This window comes from Pseudarthrobacter sp. fls2-241-R2A-168 (assembly GCF_030209335.1).
Lineage (GTDB): Bacteria > Actinomycetota > Actinomycetes > Actinomycetales > Micrococcaceae > Arthrobacter.
The window spans coordinates 1-17,279 of sequence record NZ_JARVSG010000012.1 but is presented as its reverse complement, the minus strand read 5'-3'; the positions used below and the strand labels follow the sequence as shown (position 1 = coordinate 17,279).

16 protein-coding genes, 1 tRNA gene and 1 riboswitch are annotated in these 17,279 nt (G+C 66.2%); of the genes, 15 read left to right on the top strand and 2 right to left on the bottom strand.

From position 1 onward, the window contains the following. Genes QRN11_RS08965 through ndk form a run of 3 tightly spaced genes read left to right on the top strand, consistent with a single transcriptional unit; the run spans window position 1 to window position 2,300 of the window. Complete coding sequence (locus QRN11_RS08965; protein ID WP_142063110.1) at window positions 1–1,356, top strand: bifunctional folylpolyglutamate synthase/dihydrofolate synthase; 1,356 nt, start codon at window positions 1–3, stop codon at window positions 1,354–1,356. Window positions 1,357–1,358: 2 nt separating this feature from the next. Next, entirely contained in the window at window positions 1,359–1,826 is a 468-nt protein-coding gene (locus tag QRN11_RS08960) for a DUF4233 domain-containing protein (protein ID WP_142063107.1), read from the top strand. Window positions 1,827–1,880: 54 nt separating this feature from the next. Next, window positions 1,881–2,300 carry a nucleoside-diphosphate kinase gene (gene ndk / locus QRN11_RS08955; RefSeq protein WP_091422865.1) on the top strand — a complete coding sequence of 140 codons (420 nt, stop codon included), beginning with the start codon at window positions 1,881–1,883 and terminating at the stop codon, window positions 2,298–2,300. 72 nt (window positions 2,301–2,372) lie between these two features. Here ndk and QRN11_RS08950 read toward each other — a convergent pair whose 3' ends face one another. Then, window positions 2,373–3,056 carry a vitamin K epoxide reductase family protein gene (locus QRN11_RS08950; RefSeq protein ID WP_142063102.1) on the bottom strand — a complete coding sequence of 228 codons (684 nt, stop codon included), beginning with the start codon at window positions 3,054–3,056 and terminating at the stop codon, window positions 2,373–2,375. A gap of 452 nt (window positions 3,057–3,508) precedes the next feature. On the opposite strand from QRN11_RS08950, the gene QRN11_RS08945 reads away from it, so the two are divergent. The 12 genes from QRN11_RS08945 to QRN11_RS08890 all read left to right on the top strand — a co-directional run bounded on the left by QRN11_RS08945 (window position 3,509) and on the right by QRN11_RS08890 (window position 17,045). Beyond that, window positions 3,509–6,958 (top strand): Rne/Rng family ribonuclease, encoded by a 3,450-nt coding sequence (locus QRN11_RS08945; protein ID WP_285250699.1) that lies wholly within the window; start codon window positions 3,509–3,511, stop codon window positions 6,956–6,958. Window positions 6,959–7,163: 205 nt separating this feature from the next. After that, window positions 7,164–7,261: riboswitch (TPP riboswitch) on the top strand. A gap of 77 nt (window positions 7,262–7,338) precedes the next feature. Next, window positions 7,339–8,805: a bifunctional hydroxymethylpyrimidine kinase/phosphomethylpyrimidine kinase gene (locus QRN11_RS08940; RefSeq protein WP_285250698.1), complete on the top strand. Its 1,467-nt coding sequence runs from the start codon at window positions 7,339–7,341 to the stop codon at window positions 8,803–8,805. Between the two features lie 263 nt (window positions 8,806–9,068). Next, window positions 9,069–9,377, top strand: a complete 309-nt coding sequence (rplU, locus tag QRN11_RS08935; protein WP_091422877.1) for a 50S ribosomal protein L21 — start codon at window positions 9,069–9,071, stop codon at window positions 9,375–9,377. A 59-nt stretch (window positions 9,378–9,436) separates the two neighbouring features. Beyond that, window positions 9,437–9,700, top strand: a complete 264-nt coding sequence (rpmA, locus tag QRN11_RS08930; protein ID WP_009372867.1) for a 50S ribosomal protein L27 — start codon at window positions 9,437–9,439, stop codon at window positions 9,698–9,700. 116 nt (window positions 9,701–9,816) lie between these two features. Continuing rightward, entirely contained in the window at window positions 9,817–11,406 is a 1,590-nt protein-coding gene (gene obgE / locus QRN11_RS08925; protein WP_091422879.1) for a GTPase ObgE, read from the top strand. Beyond that, a complete protein-coding gene (gene proB, locus QRN11_RS08920; RefSeq protein WP_091422881.1) occupies window positions 11,396–12,547 on the top strand; it encodes a glutamate 5-kinase in 1,152 nt (383 codons plus the stop codon). Before obgE ends, proB begins: the two co-directional genes overlap by 11 nt. Window positions 12,548–12,573: 26 nt before the next feature. Continuing rightward, window positions 12,574–13,956, top strand: a complete 1,383-nt coding sequence (locus QRN11_RS08915; RefSeq protein WP_285250697.1) for a glutamate-5-semialdehyde dehydrogenase — start codon at window positions 12,574–12,576, stop codon at window positions 13,954–13,956. A 78-nt stretch (window positions 13,957–14,034) separates the two neighbouring features. Further along, window positions 14,035–14,268 (top strand): hypothetical protein, encoded by a 234-nt coding sequence (locus tag QRN11_RS08910; protein ID WP_091422887.1) that lies wholly within the window; start codon window positions 14,035–14,037, stop codon window positions 14,266–14,268. Between the two features lie 40 nt (window positions 14,269–14,308). Beyond that, window positions 14,309–14,935, top strand: a complete 627-nt coding sequence (nadD, locus tag QRN11_RS08905; RefSeq protein ID WP_285250723.1) for a nicotinate-nucleotide adenylyltransferase — start codon at window positions 14,309–14,311, stop codon at window positions 14,933–14,935. Window positions 14,936–14,942: 7 nt separating this feature from the next. Further along, window positions 14,943–16,406: a hypothetical protein gene (locus QRN11_RS08900; protein ID WP_285250696.1), complete on the top strand. Its 1,464-nt coding sequence runs from the start codon at window positions 14,943–14,945 to the stop codon at window positions 16,404–16,406. Window positions 16,407–16,451: 45 nt separating this feature from the next. Next, complete coding sequence (gene rsfS, locus QRN11_RS08895; RefSeq protein WP_050054813.1) at window positions 16,452–16,853, top strand: ribosome silencing factor; 402 nt, start codon at window positions 16,452–16,454, stop codon at window positions 16,851–16,853. A gap of 116 nt (window positions 16,854–16,969) precedes the next feature. Further along, a tRNA-Ala gene (locus QRN11_RS08890) sits at window positions 16,970–17,045 on the top strand. On the opposite strand, the gene QRN11_RS08885 is transcribed toward QRN11_RS08890, so the two are convergent. Further along, the coding region (locus tag QRN11_RS08885; RefSeq protein WP_285250695.1) for a hypothetical protein at window positions 17,034–17,279 on the bottom strand (246 nt) is incomplete at its 5' end. The genes QRN11_RS08890 and QRN11_RS08885 overlap by 12 nt on opposite strands.

Genomic DNA, 17,279 nt, shown 5'->3' with positions numbered 1-17,279 from the left:
ATGACTGACGAATTTTCCGTAGAGAGCGTCTACGCCGAACTGCTGGGCCGGGCGCCGGAAAACAAGATGGAGCCGCGGCTTGCCCCGCTGTTCCGGGCCATGGATGTGCTGGGCGAGCCCAACAAGGCATACCCGATCATCCACGTGACCGGGACCAACGGGAAGACCTCCACGGCCCGCATGATCGAATCGGTGTTGCGGGCCCACGGATTGAGCACCGGGCGGTACACCAGCCCGCACCTGTCCAAGGTCACCGAACGGATCAGCATCGACGGCCACCCGGTTTCGGATGAGACCTTCGTCCGGATCTGGGACGAGATCCGGCCGTACCTGCAGATTGTGGACTCGGAGCTGGAGGCTGAGGGGCAGCCCCGGCTGACGTACTTCGAATGCCTCACCATCCTGGGCTTCGCCATCTTCGCCGACCAGCCGGTCAATGTGGCGGTCATCGAAGTGGGACTCGGCGGCATCACGGACGCCACCAACGTGGGGGACGGACAGGTTTCGGTGGTTACGCCCATCTCGCTGGACCACACGGACCTGCTGGGCGACACTACCGAAGACATTGCCCACGAAAAGGCCGGGATCATCAAGCCCGGCGGCTACCTCATCAGCGCCGCCCAGCCCCTGGACGCGGCGCAGGTCCTCCTCGAAAAAGCCAAAGACGTGGGCGTACCGTTCAAGTTTGAGGGCGTGGAGTTCGGCGTCGAATCCCGGACCGTGGCCGTGGGCGGCCAGATGGTCACCATCCAGGGCATCGCGGGCCGCTACCCGGACCTGCTCGTGCCGCTGCACGGAGCCCACCAGGCACAGAACGCCGCCGTCGCCGTGGCAGCCCTGGAAGCCTTCTTCGGCGGGAAGGAACTCGGCTTCGACGTGCTGCAGGAAGGATTCGCCGCGGCCACCTCCCCGGGCCGGCTCGAAGTGGTCCGCACGGCACCCACCATCGTGGTGGACGCCGCCCACAACCCGGACGGCATCAAAGCATCCGCCGCAGCCCTGCAGGAGGCCTTCACGTTCACCCGGCTGGTTCCGGTGGTGGGGGTCCTGCGGGAAAAGGACGCGGAGGAAGTACTCCGCCAGCTCAAGGAATCCCTGGGCGGCCTGGCGGAGGAATACTGCTTCACCCAGTCGAACTCGCCGCGGGCCGTCCCGGCGGCCGAACTGGCCGAGCTGGCCATAGACCTTGGCTTTGGCGAGGACAACGTCCACATCGCCGAAAAGCTCGACGACGCCCTCGAGTGGGCCGTGGAACGCGCCGAAGCCAACGATGACCTTTCCGGGGCCGTCCTGGTGACCGGTTCCATCACCCTGGTGGCCGAAGCCCGGATCCTGCTCGGAAAGACGGAGGCGTAGGCGTGGCCAGACTGACCAAGGCCCAGCGCGAGTGGCGGCCGGGCATGCCCAAGAAGCGGCGCTCCACCAAGGTGATGTTCGCCTCCACCGTGCTGCTGCTGGAAGCATTCGTGATGTTTTTCGCCACCCTGGCGGTGTTCGGGCTGCGCCGGGCGGAATTCCCGCCGGTGCTGATCCTGGGGGTGGGCATCGGCCTGAGCGTGGTGATGATCGTGGCCTGCGCCTTCCTCACCAAGCCCTGGGGCGTTGGACTGGGCTGGATCCTGCAGCTCGTCCTGATCCTCACCGGCATCTTCGAGCCGGCCATGTTCCTGGTGGGAGCTCTGTTCGCCCTTGCCTGGTGGTATGGAATCCGCACGGGCATCCGGCTGGACCGGGAAGCCGGCCAGCGGGCCCGCGAACAGGCTGCATGGGAAGCAGCCCATCCGGACCAGGCCGCCGGGCCGGACCAGCAGCCCCAGTCCACATAACGCCAGTCCCCGTAGACTTGTCCCCGAAACCCATACCAACGCATTGGAGCAGTTGTGACTACTGAGCGCACCCTCGTCCTGATCAAGCCCGACGGCGTCGCCCGCAACCTTACGGGCGCCATCCTGGCCCGGATCGAAGCCAAGGGCTACACCCTGGCTGAGCTGAAGAAGGTGGACGCCACCCGCGACCTGCTCGAACAGCACTACGAGGAGCACGTGGGCAAGCCTTTCTACGAGCCCCTGGTGGACTTCATGCTCAGCGGCCCTGTTGTGGCGGCCATCTTCGAAGGCCACCGCGTCATCGAGGGCTTCCGTTCCCTGGCCGGCACCACGGACCCCACCACCGCCGCCCCGGGCACCATCCGCGGCGACTTCGGCCGTGACTGGGGCCTGAAGGTCCAGCAGAACCTGGTGCACGGCTCGGATTCCACCGACTCCGCCGAGCGCGAGATCAAGATCTGGTTCCAGGGCTGACCCCGCCGGGATGACAGATAAGGCCAATGTTCTTCGCGAACATTGGCCTTATCTGTCATTTGGCGGGGTGGCTTAGAACCCGGAGGTCCCCGCGAACACCTGGATGAAGGCGAAGAAGATGGTGGCGATCACGGCCACGTAGAGCAGCGCGGTGATGATCCAGCCCGAGTCGCCGATGATGCGGGCTGCGTTCGCGGGCACCGGGATCACGCCGGAGGCGATGTTGCGGACCGTGGTCCAGACGAACAATGGAATCATGACGGCCCACACGATCATGCAGAACGGGCAAAGGACGTGGATGTCATAAAGGGCCTGGGACCACAGCCACACCACGAACGCGAAGCCAAGGGTGACACCTGCCTGGAGCCCCAGCCAGTACCAGCGGGCGAACGTTGCCCCGGCGAGCAGCGCCATGCCCACCGTAATGACGACGGCGAAGGCCACGATCCCGATGAACATGTTGGGGAAGCCGAACAGCGAGCTCTGCCACGTCTGCATCACCTGCCCGCACGAGATCCACGGATTCACATCGCACACCGTGGTGTGGTTCGGGTCCTTAAGGACCTCGAGCTTTTCCAGGACCAGGGTCCCGGAGGCGAGCCAGCCGATGACCCCCGTAATCACCAGCAGCCAGCCGAAGGGCCGGTTCCGGGCCATGGGTGGAACCGCTCCTGCTGTCCGTGCGGCCGGGTCCCTGTCCTGGTTCAGGCTCCGTTCCGGGGCAGGGGAACCGCTGACGGGGGAGATGCTGGGCATGGGTATGGCGTCCTTTTCATCCGGTGCTCCTTTGCCCTGATTGTAACGCCGCAGGCTGGACGGAACGTCCAGACGCCGGGCGCGGGCCAACGGCATATGCCCGGCTTCCGCGGCGATTTACCCCGGGTATGAGAGAATGAACGTGGCTGGAAGCCGAACCACATTCGGACTCCGGTCCGGTGGCTTGTTCCCAAGACCGCCAATGATGAGCAGGGCAGGCATCGGTTCCACCGGCGCGCTCCCGCGACTCCATTGGACGGCACCTGGTTGTGGCATGTAGAACAACGGGTTTTTAGAACATCCCGCCGGCCTCCACGGGCTGCCGCACCCCACTGCCGGTGCGAACCTGGGGGTATCCACTTGACTTCTGTCAACGCCTGCGGGTTTTGACAATATGTGCCCCAATGGGTGCCGGATGTGGCGGTACGTCAGGGGCAGGAGTGTTGCCACATATGGATAATGAACAAGTTTCAGCCGTTAACGAAGACGCACCGGCCACGGAGGCCGTAGCCGCAGAGGCCGACGCCGCACCGAAGAAGGCCACCAGGACCCGGCGGAAAGCGGCTCCCAAGGCCGATGAAGCCCTGATTCCTGCCCCCGATGCCGGGGAAGCGGCCGCTCCCGAGGCCAAGGCTCCCGTCCGGCGTTCGCGTTCCCGCAAGAAGGACGACGTCGCTGAGCCGCTTCCTGCCTTTGCCGGGGAAGCAGCCCCTGAGACCGCCCAGCTCCCGGCCGATGCCCCGGCCGCGGAGGCTGGTGCCGGAGCTCCCGCACGTCCGGAATCTGCGGAGGAAGCAGCCCCGGAAACCGCAGTGGACGTTGAGCCCGAAGCAAAGCCGGTCCGGCGCCGCCGCGTGGCCACCCGTAAGACCTCTGCACCGGTTGCCGCGGAAGCGGCCCCCGCCGCAGCAACCGAATCCGCTGTTACAGAACCGGTGGCTGCAGCACCTGCACCGGCTGAAACTGCTGCCACGCCGACGGTTGCCGTCCCCTCCGATGAGACCGGCAAGCCCGAAGTGGAAGAAGCACCTGCGGAAGAGCCCACAGAAGAGACTCCCGCCGCGCAGGCGCCTGTGCAGGCGCCGGCAGATGCTTCCGCCGAAACAGCCGCTAAGGAGCCGGCACCCGCCGCTCCCGCGAGCCCCTTCGGCTCCCTGTTCCTGGAACCCGCTTCCCCCACCTCTGTGCTGTTCCAGGCCCCGGACCTGAGCACCGTGGTGCGGCCGGCACCTGCCGCCGCCGCGGAAGCAGGCGAGGACGAAGCTGACGACAGCGATACCGATGATGCCAACGGCCGCCGCAGGCGCCGGGGGCGTGGGCGCCGCAACCGCGGCCGCCCGGGCGAGGGTGAAGACGCTGAGCTTGAAGGCAGCGAAGAGGCCGACGCCGATGCCTCCGACGACGCCGATGAGGAGGCTGCAGGGCAGGTGGAGGACGGGGTCACGTCCCGCCGTCGTCGTCGCCGCCGCCGCGGTGACCAGGACCTCGAGCTGACTGGCGGCGGGGAAGACGACCCGCCTAACACCGTCACCCGCGTCCGTGCGCCGCGCGCCGTCACCGAAGCGCCGGTCAGCAACCGGGTCACCAGTGTCAAGGGTTCCACCCGCCTGGAGGCGAAGAAGCAGCGCCGCCGCGAGTCCCGCGATACCGGCCGCCGCCGCACCGTCATCACCGAAGCAGAGTTCCTGGCCCGCCGCGAATCCGTGGACCGGCAGATGATCGTCCGCCAGCGCGACGACAGAATCCAGATCGCCGTCCTCGAAGACGGCGTCCTGGCCGAGCACTTTGTATCCAAGACACAGCAGGACTCCCTGATCGGCAACGTCTACCTGGGCAAGGTCCAGAATGTGCTGCCGTCCATGGAAGCTGCCTTCGTGGACATCGGACGCGGCCGTAACGCGGTCCTGTACGCCGGCGAGGTCAACTGGGAAGCCGTTAATCTCGAGGGCAAACAGCGCCGCATCGAAAACGCCCTGAAGTCAGGCGATACGGTCCTGGTCCAGGTGACCAAGGACCCCGTGGGCCACAAGGGCGCCCGCCTGACCAGCCAGATCTCGCTGCCAGGCCGCTACCTGGTGTACGTGCCCGGCGGTTCCATGACCGGCATCTCCCGCAAGCTGCCCGACGTCGAGCGCAACCGCCTCAAGCGGATCCTGAAGGACCGCCTTCCCGAGCACGCCGGCGTGATTGTGCGCACAGCTGCGGAGGGTGCGTCCGAGGAAGAGCTGACGCACGACATCAACCGGCTGCGCGCCCAGTGGGAGGGCATCGAGAGCCAGTCGAAGTCCACCAAGATCCTTGCCCCGGAGCTGCTCTACGGCGAACCGGACCTCACCATCAAGGTGGTCCGCGACGTCTTCAACGAAGATTTCTCCAAACTGATCGTCTCCGGCGAGGAAGCCTGGGACACCATCGAGGCCTACGTCACGTACGTGGCTCCGGACCTGGTGGGCCGCCTGGAGAAGTGGACCAAGGACCAGGACATCTTCGCCGCCTGGCGCATCGACGAGCAGATCCACAAGGCGCTGGAGCGTAAGGTCTTCCTGCCCTCCGGCGGTTCGCTGGTGATCGACCGCACCGAAGCCATGACCGTGGTGGACGTCAATACCGGCAAGTTCACCGGCAGCGGCGGAAACCTCGAAGAGACGGTGACCAAAAACAACCTCGAGGCCGCGGAGGAAGTGGTCCGCCAGCTCCGGCTGCGCGATATCGGCGGCATCATCGTCATCGACTTCATTGACATGGTCCTCGAATCCAACCGCGACCTCGTGTTGCGCCGCCTGGTGGAATGCCTGGGACGCGACCGCACCAAGCACCAGGTGGCCGAGGTCACCTCGCTGGGCCTGGTCCAGATGACGCGCAAGCGGATGGGCACCGGCCTGCTCGAAGTGTTCGGCGAACAGTGTGAAGCGTGCGCAGGCCGCGGCGTGGTCACCCACGACGACCCCGTGGAGCACCGCCGCGCCAACATCGTGGCCGCCGAGCACCACGTCCAGCGTGCTGACAGCCGCCCCGAAGCGCGCAATGAAGGCCACCGCCCTGACAGCCTGCGCCCGGACAACAACCAGCCCGGTGCCCGCCCCGACCGGAAGCGGCGCCGGGGCCGCGGCGGCCAGCAGCCCGAAGCAGCGCCTGCTGCTGCCGTGCAGATCCACACCGTGCACCCCGACCCCTCGGACGCTGAACGGCACGCCAAGGCAGAAGCCACCAGGCTGGCACTGGCCAACATCGCCGCCGCTGCGCACGCAGCGCACCTGCATGATGACGAGGTGGCGGCAGCCAAGCAGGCGGCTGGGGATCAGCCCGCTCCCGCACCGGCTGTTGAAAAGCGCGACGCCGATACCCGTCCGGCTGCCGTGCTGACCTTCGGCGGCGAGAAGGTGGTACTGCCGTTTGTGGAGCACGCGGAGGAACAGCAGCCCCGGCCGGCACTGACCCTGGACCGGCTCGCCGAAGCGTTCGCCCACCTTGGCCAGCCGGCCACGGAACCGGAAGCCCGGCCGGACACTGAAGCGCGGCAGGAGCAGGCTGAACCTGAGCAGGCGCACGAGCAGGCGCAGGAGCAGAACCCGCGGGCTGAACAGGCGGCGCCGGCGCAGCAGTCCCAGCCCGCTCCCCAGCGCGCTGAGGCACCGGAGAAGGACTACAGCGACCACACGCTCGAGCAGACGCGGCAGCGCCGGCCCCGGCGCCACCGCAGCGCCAGCCGCGCCCAGGGTGCTGCAAATGAAACCACCGTGGAGCAGCACGAGAACGTTGCTCCGGCCGGCACGGGCCACTCCCATGAGGCGAAGGCCCCCCAGCCGGCCGGCACCGGAAGCGCGGGTGCTGAAAAGCCGGCAGCCAAGGGGGCCGAAGCGCCCATCATCCTGGGCGTAGGGGTCCCGGCCTCGGAGCTCTAGGAGCAAACAGCGCTGACAATCAGCAGGCAATGCCCGGCCAGCCACACCCGTGGCCGGCCGGGCATTGCCATACCTTCTGCCGAACAGTTCAAGGCTCAGGAAGACAGTTCAAGGCTCAGGAAGACAGTTCAGGGCTCAGGAAGACAGTTCAGTCGGGTCGCAATGTGTCACCTTCTGCCTGCACCGGCCAAAAAAGCTAGGCTGGGGAACCGACACGGGGTGCCGCGCAGAGAGCCGGCTGAGATCCACACCCGTTGAACCTGTCCGGCTAGCACCGGCGAAGGGATGTCCTCTTGTCTGCGACTCTTGCAATACCCGCTGCCACCCCAACTTCCGTCTCCGCAGCCTTCTTCCCAGCACCCACGGCACCTTGCCGCCCTGTGCCACGAGTGCTGTCCATTGCCGGTTCTGATCCGTCCGGGGGAGCCGGCATCCAGGCCGACCTCAAAAGCATTGCGGCATTGGGCGGCTACGGAATGGCCGCCATCACGGCCCTTACCGCCCAGAACACCCATGGCGTCCGGTCCGTTCACGTTCCGCCGGCCGATTTCCTGGCTGCGCAGCTGGATGCCGTCAGCGACGACATCGGCATCGATGCCGTCAAGATCGGAATGCTCGGCAGTGCCGAGGTGATCGAAGCGGTGGGGGACTGGCTGCGCAAGGTCCGTCCCGCCGTCGTGGTCCTGGACCCGGTGATGGTGGCAACCAGCGGCGACCGGCTCCTGCAGGAGTCCGCCGAAGCCGCGCTGCGCGGACTCCTGCCGCTGGCCCACCTCATCACCCCCAACCTCATTGAACTCGCCATGCTGGTGGGCGGCGACGTGCAGGAGGACTGGGCGGGAGCCCTGGAACAGGGACGCGCCCTCTCCGCGGCTACCGGGGCCACCGTGCTGGTCAAGGGCGGCCACCTGGACGGCAGCGAGTGCCCGGATGCCCTGGTCAACACCGCGGGCCTGCTGTCCAGTGACATTGTGGTGCTGTCCGGGGAGCGGGTGGCAACCCGGAACAGCCACGGGACCGGCTGTTCGCTGTCCTCCGCGATGGCTACTGCCCAAGCGCGGCTGGGGGACTGGGAAGCGTCACTCCGTGAGGTCAAGCCGTGGCTGGCAGGCGCGCTGGAAGCGTCGGGAACGTTGGAGGTGGGAACCGGCAACGGCCCGGTGCACCATTTCCACCACCTGCCGCCGATTCCCTCTGAAGGCAGCTTCGCCGCCCGGCTCTGGAGTGAGGCCCAGCCGGACCTGGAGGATATCTACGCCCTGGACTTCATCCGCGGCCTGGTCTCCGGCAGCCTTGAGGAGCAGGAGTTCGCGTACTACCTTGCGCAGGACGCCATCTATCTCAACGGCTACTCCCGGGTGTTGGCACGGGCCAGCGCCTTGGCGCCCACCGAGGCAGAACAGCTCTTCTGGGCCGGGTCTGCCAGCCAGTGCCTGGAGGTCGAGTCGGAACTTCACCGCTCCTGGCTGAGCACCCGCGCCGTCCGGCCGGAACTTGGCCCGGTAACGAAGTCTTACGTTGACCACCTGACCGCGGCTTCGGCGTCGGGCAGTTATGCAGTGCTGGCCGCAGCGGTCCTGCCCTGCTTCTGGCTGTACGCAGAGGTTGGTGCATCCCTGCACGCCCAGTTCCTCGCCGCCGGCGAACCTGCCGGGCACCCATACGCTGCCTGGCTGCGCACCTACGCTGATGAGGGCTTCGCCGCCGCCACCCGCCAGGCCATTGCCATTGTGGATGAGGCGGCACGCAACGCCTCGGCCGCGGACAGGGACGCGATGATCACGGCGTTCAAGCAGTCCTGCCGGCTGGAAGTGGACTTCTTTGACGCGCCGCGCCTGCACGCCTGAACAACCGCCGGCGTGCGGGCCGGTACTATGGTGGGGCAGGGTGCGGACGCCGGACCTGGACTGTGGTACCTATCACAGCAACCCGCCGGGAACCAGCCTCATTTGCGGCCGAAGACAAAATTAGCGTAATCTAGATCTTCGGTGCTTACGCCAACACTTGGGTTACGACCCCACGGCGTTGAGGCACAGCGAGAAACCAGGCTTTTGATAGTCGGTTCCGCACGCAAATTTAGTTATAAACGTCGAGAGAAGTGAGTTCCCAAGTGGTGTACGCGATTGTCCGCGCAGGCGGCCGCCAAGAGAAGGTTTCCGTTGGAGACTTCGTTACCCTGAACCGCGTCGCCGGTGGGGCTGGCAGCACCATTCAGCTGCCCGCGCTGCTCCTGGTTGATGGTGACAAGATCACCACTGCCGCTGCTGACCTGGCCAAGGTAACTGTTACAGCTGAGATCCTGAACGACCTCCGTGGTCCGAAGATTGTGATCCAGAAGTTCAAGAACAAGACCGGTTACAAGAAGCGCCAGGGTCACCGCCAGGAACTGACCAAGGTCAAGATCACTGGTATCCAGTAACCTTCGTTACTGTTCAGGTTTTTCAGCAGATCCCCAGAATTTAGAGGCAGGCATTTCAAATGGCACATAAAAAGGGCGCGAGCTCCACTCGCAACGGTCGTGATTCCAACGCTCAGTACCTCGGCGTAAAGCGCTTCGGCGGCCAGGTTGTTTCCGCTGGCGAGATCATCGTCCGCCAGCGCGGCACCCACTTCCACCCGGGCGCCGGCGTTGGCCGTGGCGGCGACGACACCCTGTTCGCCCTGACCCCGGGCGCCGTTGAATTCGGCACCCGCCGCGGTCGTCGCGTCGTCAACATCGTTGCTGCTGCAGCTGCAGAGTAACAACCAGTTCTGAAGCGGTGGAGCGGGCCTGAGGGTCCGCTCCACTGTTCTTTTAACCGCATTACAATCTTCTTGGCGCCCCGCGGCGTCCAGGAAACAGCACTGAGGAGATCCACGTGGCCAGCTTTGTAGACCGGGTAGTACTGCACGTATCCGGCGGTAACGGCGGCAACGGGTGCGTCTCGGTGCACCGCGAGAAGTTCAAGCCGCTGGGCGGTCCCGACGGCGGTGACGGCGGCAACGGCGGCGACGTCATCCTGCGCGTGGACCACCAGACCACCACACTCCTCGACTACCACCACGCACCGCACCGGCATGCCAGCAACGGCGGACCGGGCATGGGCGACTGGCGCGGCGGGAAGAACGGCGAGACGCTCATCCTCCCCGTCCCGGACGGCACCGTGGTCAAGTCCAAGGACGGCACCGTCCTGGCGGACCTCGTGGGCGAAGGCGCCGAGTTCGTGGCGGCAGCAGGCGGCATCGGCGGCCTGGGCAATGCTGCCCTCTCCTCGCAGAAGCGCCGGGCGCCCGGATTCGCGCTGCTTGGCATCGAAGGTGATTCCAGGGACGTTGTCCTCGAGCTGAAGTCCATCGCCGACATCGCGCTGGTCGGCTTCCCGTCCGCCGGCAAATCCAGCCTGATCGCTGCCATGTCCGCCGCCCGCCCCAAGATCGCGGACTACCCCTTCACCACGCTGGTTCCCAACCTCGGTGTTGTGCAGGCCGGTGAGGTGCGTTTCACCATCGCCGACGTCCCGGGCCTGATCGAAGGTGCAAGCGAGGGCAGGGGACTGGGCCACCACTTCCTGCGCCACGTGGAGCGCTGCGCGGCACTCGTCCACGTCCTGGACTGCGGCACCCTCGAATCGGACCGCGACCCCCTCTCCGACCTGGCCATCATTGAGGCCGAACTGGAAAAGTATGCCGTGGACATGAGCTACGCCGGGCAGGACGGGGAGGTTGTTCCGCTCAACCACCGTCCCCGCCTGGTGGCACTGAACAAGGTGGACCTGCCGGATGGCAAGGACATGGCCGACTTCGTGCGCCCCGAACTCGAATCCCGCGGCTACCAGGTGTTTGAGGTATCGGCCACCAGCCACGAGGGCCTCCGCCAGCTCGGCTTCGCCATGGCCGGGATTGTCAAGGCCGCGCGCGATGCTGTGGCTGCTGCTCCGCCGAAGGTACAGCCCGCCGTGCTTCGGCCGCGCGCTGTCAACGAATCCGGGTTCAAGATCCGCCGGGAGGAAAAAGGCCTCGAGCCGCTGTTCCGCGTCATGGGTGAGAAGCCCGTGCGCTGGGTCAAGCAGACCGACTTCACCAACGAGGAAGCCATCGGCTACCTTGCGGACCGCCTTGCCAAGCTCGGTGTGGAGACGGAACTGTTCAAGCAGGGTGCCAAGCCGGGCGATACGGTGGTCATCGGCGAGGACGACGGCGTCGTCTTCGACTGGGAGCCCACCATGATGGCAGGCGCAGAGCTCCTGGCATCGCCGCGCGGCACCGACGTCCGCTTTGCGGACATCGGCGACCGGCCCACCCGCAGCCAGAAGCGCGACGAGCAGCAGGAGCGCAAGGACGCCAAGGCAGCCGCCCGCGCCGAGCTGGAAGCGGAGCGCAAGGCCGGCATCTGGACCGAATCAGTCAGCAGCCGCCGGGTTGCCAAGCCCCTCAAGGAGAGTGGACTGGACGCGGACGATGAGTTCTAGGGCGGCAGCCGCGGATCCGCTCACCCGGTCCGTGGACAGGAGCGTGCTCGCGAACGCGGGCAGGATCGTGGTCAAGGTGGGTTCATCCTCCCTGACCAGCATCAAGGGCGGCATCTCCGAGGAGGCGCTGACGGCCCTCGCTGATGCATTGGCCGCCAAGCGCAACACCGGCACGGAGATCATCTTGGTCTCTTCCGGTGCCATCGCCGCCGGCCTGGCTCCGCTGGGCCTTGCCAAGCGCCCGCGCGACCTCGCCACCCAGCAGGCCGCGGCCAGCGTGGGCCAGGGGCTGCTGATGGCCCGCTATACCCAGGCCTTCGGCGCGCACGGCGTGACCGTCAGCCAGGTGCTGCTCACGGCCGAGGACCTGATGCGCCGCAGCCAGCACACCAACGCCTTCCGCGCCCTGGACCGGCTCCTTAACCTCGGAGTGGTCCCGGTGGTCAACGAAAACGACACCGTGGCCACCCATGAAATCCGTTTCGGCGACAACGACCGCCTGGCAGCCCTGGTGGCGCACCTGGTCCGGGCGGATGCACTGGTGCTGCTGTCCGACGTCGACTCCCTGTATGACGGACCGCCGTCGCTCGGTGCCAAAAGGATCCCCCTCGTTGAAGGCCCGCACGACCTCGAGGGTGTGTCCATCGGCAAAACCGGCAAAGCCGGCGTGGGCACCGGCGGCATGCAGACCAAGGTGGAGGCAGCCACCATGGCCGCCGGCTCCGGCATCCATGCACTGGTCACCTCAACGCCCAACGCGGCCGCCGCCCTGAACGGCGAGGACGTAGGCACCTGGTTCACCGTCAACGGCGCCCGCAAGCCCGTCCGGTTGCTCTGGCTTGCCCACGTGGCGTCGGTGCAGGGCCGCCTTATCCTGGACGACGGCGCGGTGAAGGCCGTGCGGCATCACCGCACCTCACTGCTGCCGGCCGGCATCTCCGCCGTGCACGGCGACTTTGAGGCGGGCGACGCCGTCGAGATCGCCAGTGCCGACGGCACCGTGGTGGCGCGGGGGCTCGTTAATTACTCGTCGGCTGAATTGCCGCAGATGCTGGGCCGTTCCACCCGTGACCTTGGCGAGGCCCTCGGCAGCGGCTACGACCGTGAAGTTGTTCACGTAGATGACCTGGTGCTGGTCTGAGCCCCTGGCTCGCCTAAACTTGGAACATGACTGAGGCCCTGATCCACACCACTGCTGAAACCTCCGGAGACACCGCTGCCGCTTCCACCATGCAGCCGGCTGACTCATCCGCAGTAAAGGTCCCGGCCGAGGCTCCGGTTTCCGGCAGTGTTGATGTTGAAGCAGCGGTCCACGCCATAGCGGACCGTTCCCGTCTTGCCGCCCGGCGCATGGCCGCGGCAAACCGTGCCTGGAAGGACCGCGCCCTTCTTGCGGTGGGGGCTGCACTGCAGGAAAACAGCGGGGCCATCCTCGCCGCCAACAGCAAGGACGTCGCGGCAGGCAAGGCCAACGGCACCTCCGCAGCCATGCTGGACCGGCTCACGCTGACCGACGCCCGGATCGCCGGGCTGGTCGCTGCCCTGGAAAACCTGGCCAACCTCCCTGACCCCGTGGGCAACGTGGTCCGCGGCCAGACCCTTCCCAACGGGCTGCGCCTGCGGCAGGTCAACGTACCCATGGGTGTGGTGGCCGCCATTTACGAGGCACGGCCCAACGTCACAGTGGACATCGCAGGACTCGCCCTCAAGAGCGGCAACGCCGTGATCCTGCGCGGCGGAAGCGCAGCACAGGCAACCAACGAAGTCCTGGTTCGCGTACTGCGTGAGGCCCTGGAATCCGTGGGCCTGCCTGCCGATGCGGTGCAGACCGTTGACCAGTATGGGCGCGACGGAGCCAACATCCTCATGCGCGCCCGCGGCAGGGTGGACGTGCTGATTCCCCGTGGCGGCCGTGACCTCATCCAGACTGTTGTCACCAATTCCGCCGTCCCGGTCATCGAGACGGGGGAGGGGAACGTGCATATCTTCATTGATGAATCCGCCAGCGAGGACATGGCAGTGGAGATCCTCCTGAACGCCAAGACCCAGCGTCCCAGCGTGTGCAACACGGTGGAGACCCTCCTGGTCCACTCGGGCTCCACGGTGCTGCCCGCCGTCGCCACAGCCCTGAGCAAGGCAGGCGTGCGGCTGCACGCTGACGAACGCATCCGTGCCGCCCTACCCGCTGCAATCGAGTCCGAACCGGCCACCGACGAGGACTGGGCCACGGAGTACATGGACCTCGATCTTGCCGTTGCCATGGTGGACAGCCTGGATGAGGCCGTGCAGCACATCCGGACCTGGACCACGGGGCACACTGAGGCGATCCTCACCAACAACCTGGCCAATGCCGAGCGTTTCATCGCCGAGGTGGACTCTGCGGCGGTCATCGTCAACGCCTCCACCCGGTTCACCGACGGCGGGGAGCTGGGCCTGGGTGCCGAGGTGGGCATCTCCACGCAGAAGTTGCATGCCCGCGGTCCCATGGGCCTGACCGAGCTCACCACCACCAAATGGATCGTGCAGGGCGAGGGCCAGGTCCGCGGGTAGCTACGCGGTAACATAGACCAGAAGTCAGAATCGGCGGAGCTTTCCGCTGCCACAATCCTTTGAGCATTAGGGGAGAACATGCTGTTCCAGCAAATTGCCGCCACCGTCGCCGAGGGCGGAGAACATGAAGAGCTCGCGCCGTTGTGGGCTGAGCCGTGGGTCTTCGGCGTCAGCATTTTCGGCATCCTCGTGGTCATGATGTTCATCACCCTCTCGTACACCAACCTGGGCAACCGCCACTCCGCGACGGAGGAGCACGCGGACCCGCACCGCCAGCACCCGAACAAGCACGATCACGGGCAGGGCCACTAACATTTCCCGCGCTCTGCACCGCAACGGTGCCAACGGCAGGCTGCGGTTGGGCGTGATGGGCGGGACGTTTGATCCCATCCATCACGGCCACCTTGTGGCGGCCAGTGAAGTTGCTGCCGAGTTCGACCTGGATGAGGTGGTTTTTGTCCCCACCGGGCAGCCGTGGCAAAAGTCCCACAAACAGGTCAGTGAACCGGAACACCGTTACCTCATGACAGTGATCGCGACGGCCTCCAACCCGCGGTTTACTGTCAGCAGAGTGGATGTTGACCGGCCCGGTCCGACCTACACCATCGACACCCTGCGCGACCTCAGGGCCCAGCGTCCAGAGGCTGACCTGTTCTTCATCACTGGAGCGGACGCCCTCGCGCAGATCCTGTCCTGGAAGGACATCGACGAGCTGTGGTCACTGGCGCATTTTGTCGGCGTCACCAGGCCCGGACACGTCCTGGACGGCATGGGCCGCAAGGACGTCAGCCTGCTGGAGGTGCCCGCCATGGCCATTTCTTCCACGGACTGCCGTTCCCGCGTGGCAGCGAACAACCCTGTGTGGTATCTCGTTCCGGACGGGGTGGTCCAGTACATCGCCAAGTACGGCCTTTACCTTGACGCGCCGGCAGGCGTGAATGCCACTTCCGAAGCAAGCGAACCCGCCAGCACTGAATGAGTTCTCAATGAGTCAGGAACAGCCCCCCATCCGCAGCCGCCGGGAACTCCGGAAGGCCAGGGATGCACAACAGGCATCCGTGTCCCCAGGCACGGATCAGGTTTCCCCTGCCACAAAACGGCCGCCGGCCGGCCGGCCGGCCCCTAGTGCTGCCGGTGCCACTGCTTCGGGTGCCACAGCTTCCGGTGCCCCTGCTGCGGATACCGGCACGTCAAATGCCCCTGCCCCGGGAGTACCTTCCCAGGCTGCTGAGCAGACGCACACCCAGCGTTCCTCCCAGATCCGTGCCCGTGACCGGGCCGCACTGCGCACTATCAAGGAACTGGAAGAAAAAGAGGGCCAGCTGGCCGGTAGCGGCCCGCCCACTCGGCGCCAACTCCGCCTGCAGCAGCTCAAGGAGCAGGCACTCACCGCTGCCACCCCTATCGTGGCCCCCGCCGGACCCGCCGGACCCGCCGGACCCGCCGGACCCGCCGCTCCGGATGCCAACAGGACGGGAAGCCCAGCCCGCCAGGCACCAGCCGATGCCGCCCAGGACCCCAAGGTTGCCACCACTCCGGCTTCGAATGCACAGCCATCCAGGGCTCCCCAGGGGATGACCGTAGAGCAGGCGCTGGCAGCCAGGGCCCTGCTCGCCGAGCAGGCCAAGAACCAGATCGCCAAGATGGAGCACATTGCCTCCCTTGATCCGGAAGCAGTGGACCCGGAAATCCTGGCGGAGCAGATTGCCTTGGCGGAACGTGCCGCCGTGATCAACCGGCGCGCCATGGCCCGGCAGAAGCTGGCCGAACAGGCGGGCGTTCCGGTGGGCCAGGAGCCCCTGCCCGGCCAGGAACCGGATCTTGCCCCGGAACCGGCATCAGGCAAGAAAGCTGCAGCCGGCCAGAAGCCTGTACCCGGCCGGAAGCCTGTACCGGGTCAGCAGAAGTCCCCGCAGCAGGGGCCGAAAGCACAGCCTGCCGCCGGTCAGCGGCCGGCCCCGTCTGCTGCAAGCAACCTGGCAATGGTCACGCCGCTGGAGTTCGTCCAGGTGCCCGGAGTGGACCGGCCGGTAATGAAGCCGCCGGCAACATCCCATGTTCCGGTCACCACCCGCCCCGGCACCAAGGTTCCTCCGGCGGCCGGCACCAAGAAGCGACGCCCGGCAGGCGGCGGGCGGCCAACTCCTTCCGACAACGGAACCGGCCGGTCGCAGGTTATTGCCCGTGCCGAAGCCGCTGCCAGGGCGGCCGCCCGCCCAAGGCCGGCCATGGCGCCTCCGGCGGCGGCCAACACGGCCGTCGAAGAAGCCTTCGAAGACCTGCCACGCATCCCGGCCCGGTCCGCCCATGGACTCGATCCCCTCGATGCCGCCACAGCAGGCCTCGCCCGCGCAAACCGCAACCGGATCCTCCAGTTCTGCGTCCTGGCGTTCGGGATCCTGGCACTCATCTCCGGCATCGTCCTGATCATCAGCGGCATGTCCCACTGACCGGCCCCGGCCGGCACCCACGCTTTTAAATCAACAAGGAGTCCCGTGACTGCATCAGAATCATCCATCATCACAGCCCGCGCCGCCGCCAAAGCGGCCGCGGACAAGATTGCCCAGGACATCGTGGCCCTGGACGTGAGCGAACGCCTTGCCCTGGCCGACGTTTTCCTCATTGCTTCAGCGCCCAGCGAGCGGCAGGTCAATGCCATTGTTGACGGCATTGAAGAAGAACTCGCCAAGCAGGATCTGCGTCCAGTACGGCGCGAAGGCCGTTCCGGCGGCCGCTGGGTCCTGCTCGATTACTCGGACATCGTCATCCACGTCCAGCACGAAGAAGACCGGGTCTTCTATGCACTGGAGCGCCTGTGGAAGGACTGCCCGGTGGTGGACCTGCAGCTTGGCGATGACACCTCCGCGAAGGCCGCCGCTGCCTCTGACGCGGAGTAGCAACCCGGGAACCACACGGAATATGCCCGATTTGGAATTTTCGGAATTGCTGTTCTAAGATATTTGAGTTGCTTCGGGGAAACCCGGGAGAAAAGCTCGTAGAGCAGCAATAATTCGGGGCTGTGGCGCAGCTGGTAGCGCACCTGCATGGCATGCAGGGGGTCAGGGGTTCGAGTCCCCTCAGCTCCACCAACAATCCGCCGGAATCAATTGATTCCGGCGGATTTTTTGGTTTTCCCCGTTCCAGCCACAAACTTCAAGGCAGCAGGGCGATGCTGGAGACGCCCGGAACAACGCCGATTGGCGCAGCGGGCGAAAGTGCATTAAGCTGATCAGGTTGCTCCGGCGGGACACCGCAAAGCAACAAAGTCCGGGGCTGTGGCGCAGCTGGTAGCGCACCTGCATGGCATGCAGGGGGTCAGGGGT

What these genes read in the sequence shown, in the direction of transcription:
- QRN11_RS08965 (WP_142063110.1), top strand. Translation starts at nt 1, where the DNA reads ATGACTGACGAATTTTCCGTAGAGAGCGTCTACGCCGAACTGCTGGGC.
- QRN11_RS08950 (WP_142063102.1), bottom strand. Translation starts at nt 3,056, where the DNA reads ATGCCCAGCATCTCCCCCGTCAGCGGTTCCCCTGCCCCGGAACGGAGC.
- QRN11_RS08945 (WP_285250699.1), top strand. Translation starts at nt 3,509, where the DNA reads ATGGATAATGAACAAGTTTCAGCCGTTAACGAAGACGCACCGGCCACG.
- rpmA (WP_009372867.1), top strand. Translation starts at nt 9,437, where the DNA reads ATGGCACATAAAAAGGGCGCGAGCTCCACTCGCAACGGTCGTGATTCC.
- proB (WP_091422881.1), top strand. Translation starts at nt 11,396, where the DNA reads ATGAGTTCTAGGGCGGCAGCCGCGGATCCGCTCACCCGGTCCGTGGAC.
- QRN11_RS08915 (WP_285250697.1), top strand. Translation starts at nt 12,574, where the DNA reads ATGACTGAGGCCCTGATCCACACCACTGCTGAAACCTCCGGAGACACC.
- QRN11_RS08910 (WP_091422887.1), top strand. Translation starts at nt 14,035, where the DNA reads ATGCTGTTCCAGCAAATTGCCGCCACCGTCGCCGAGGGCGGAGAACAT.
- QRN11_RS08900 (WP_285250696.1), top strand. Translation starts at nt 14,943, where the DNA reads ATGAGTCAGGAACAGCCCCCCATCCGCAGCCGCCGGGAACTCCGGAAG.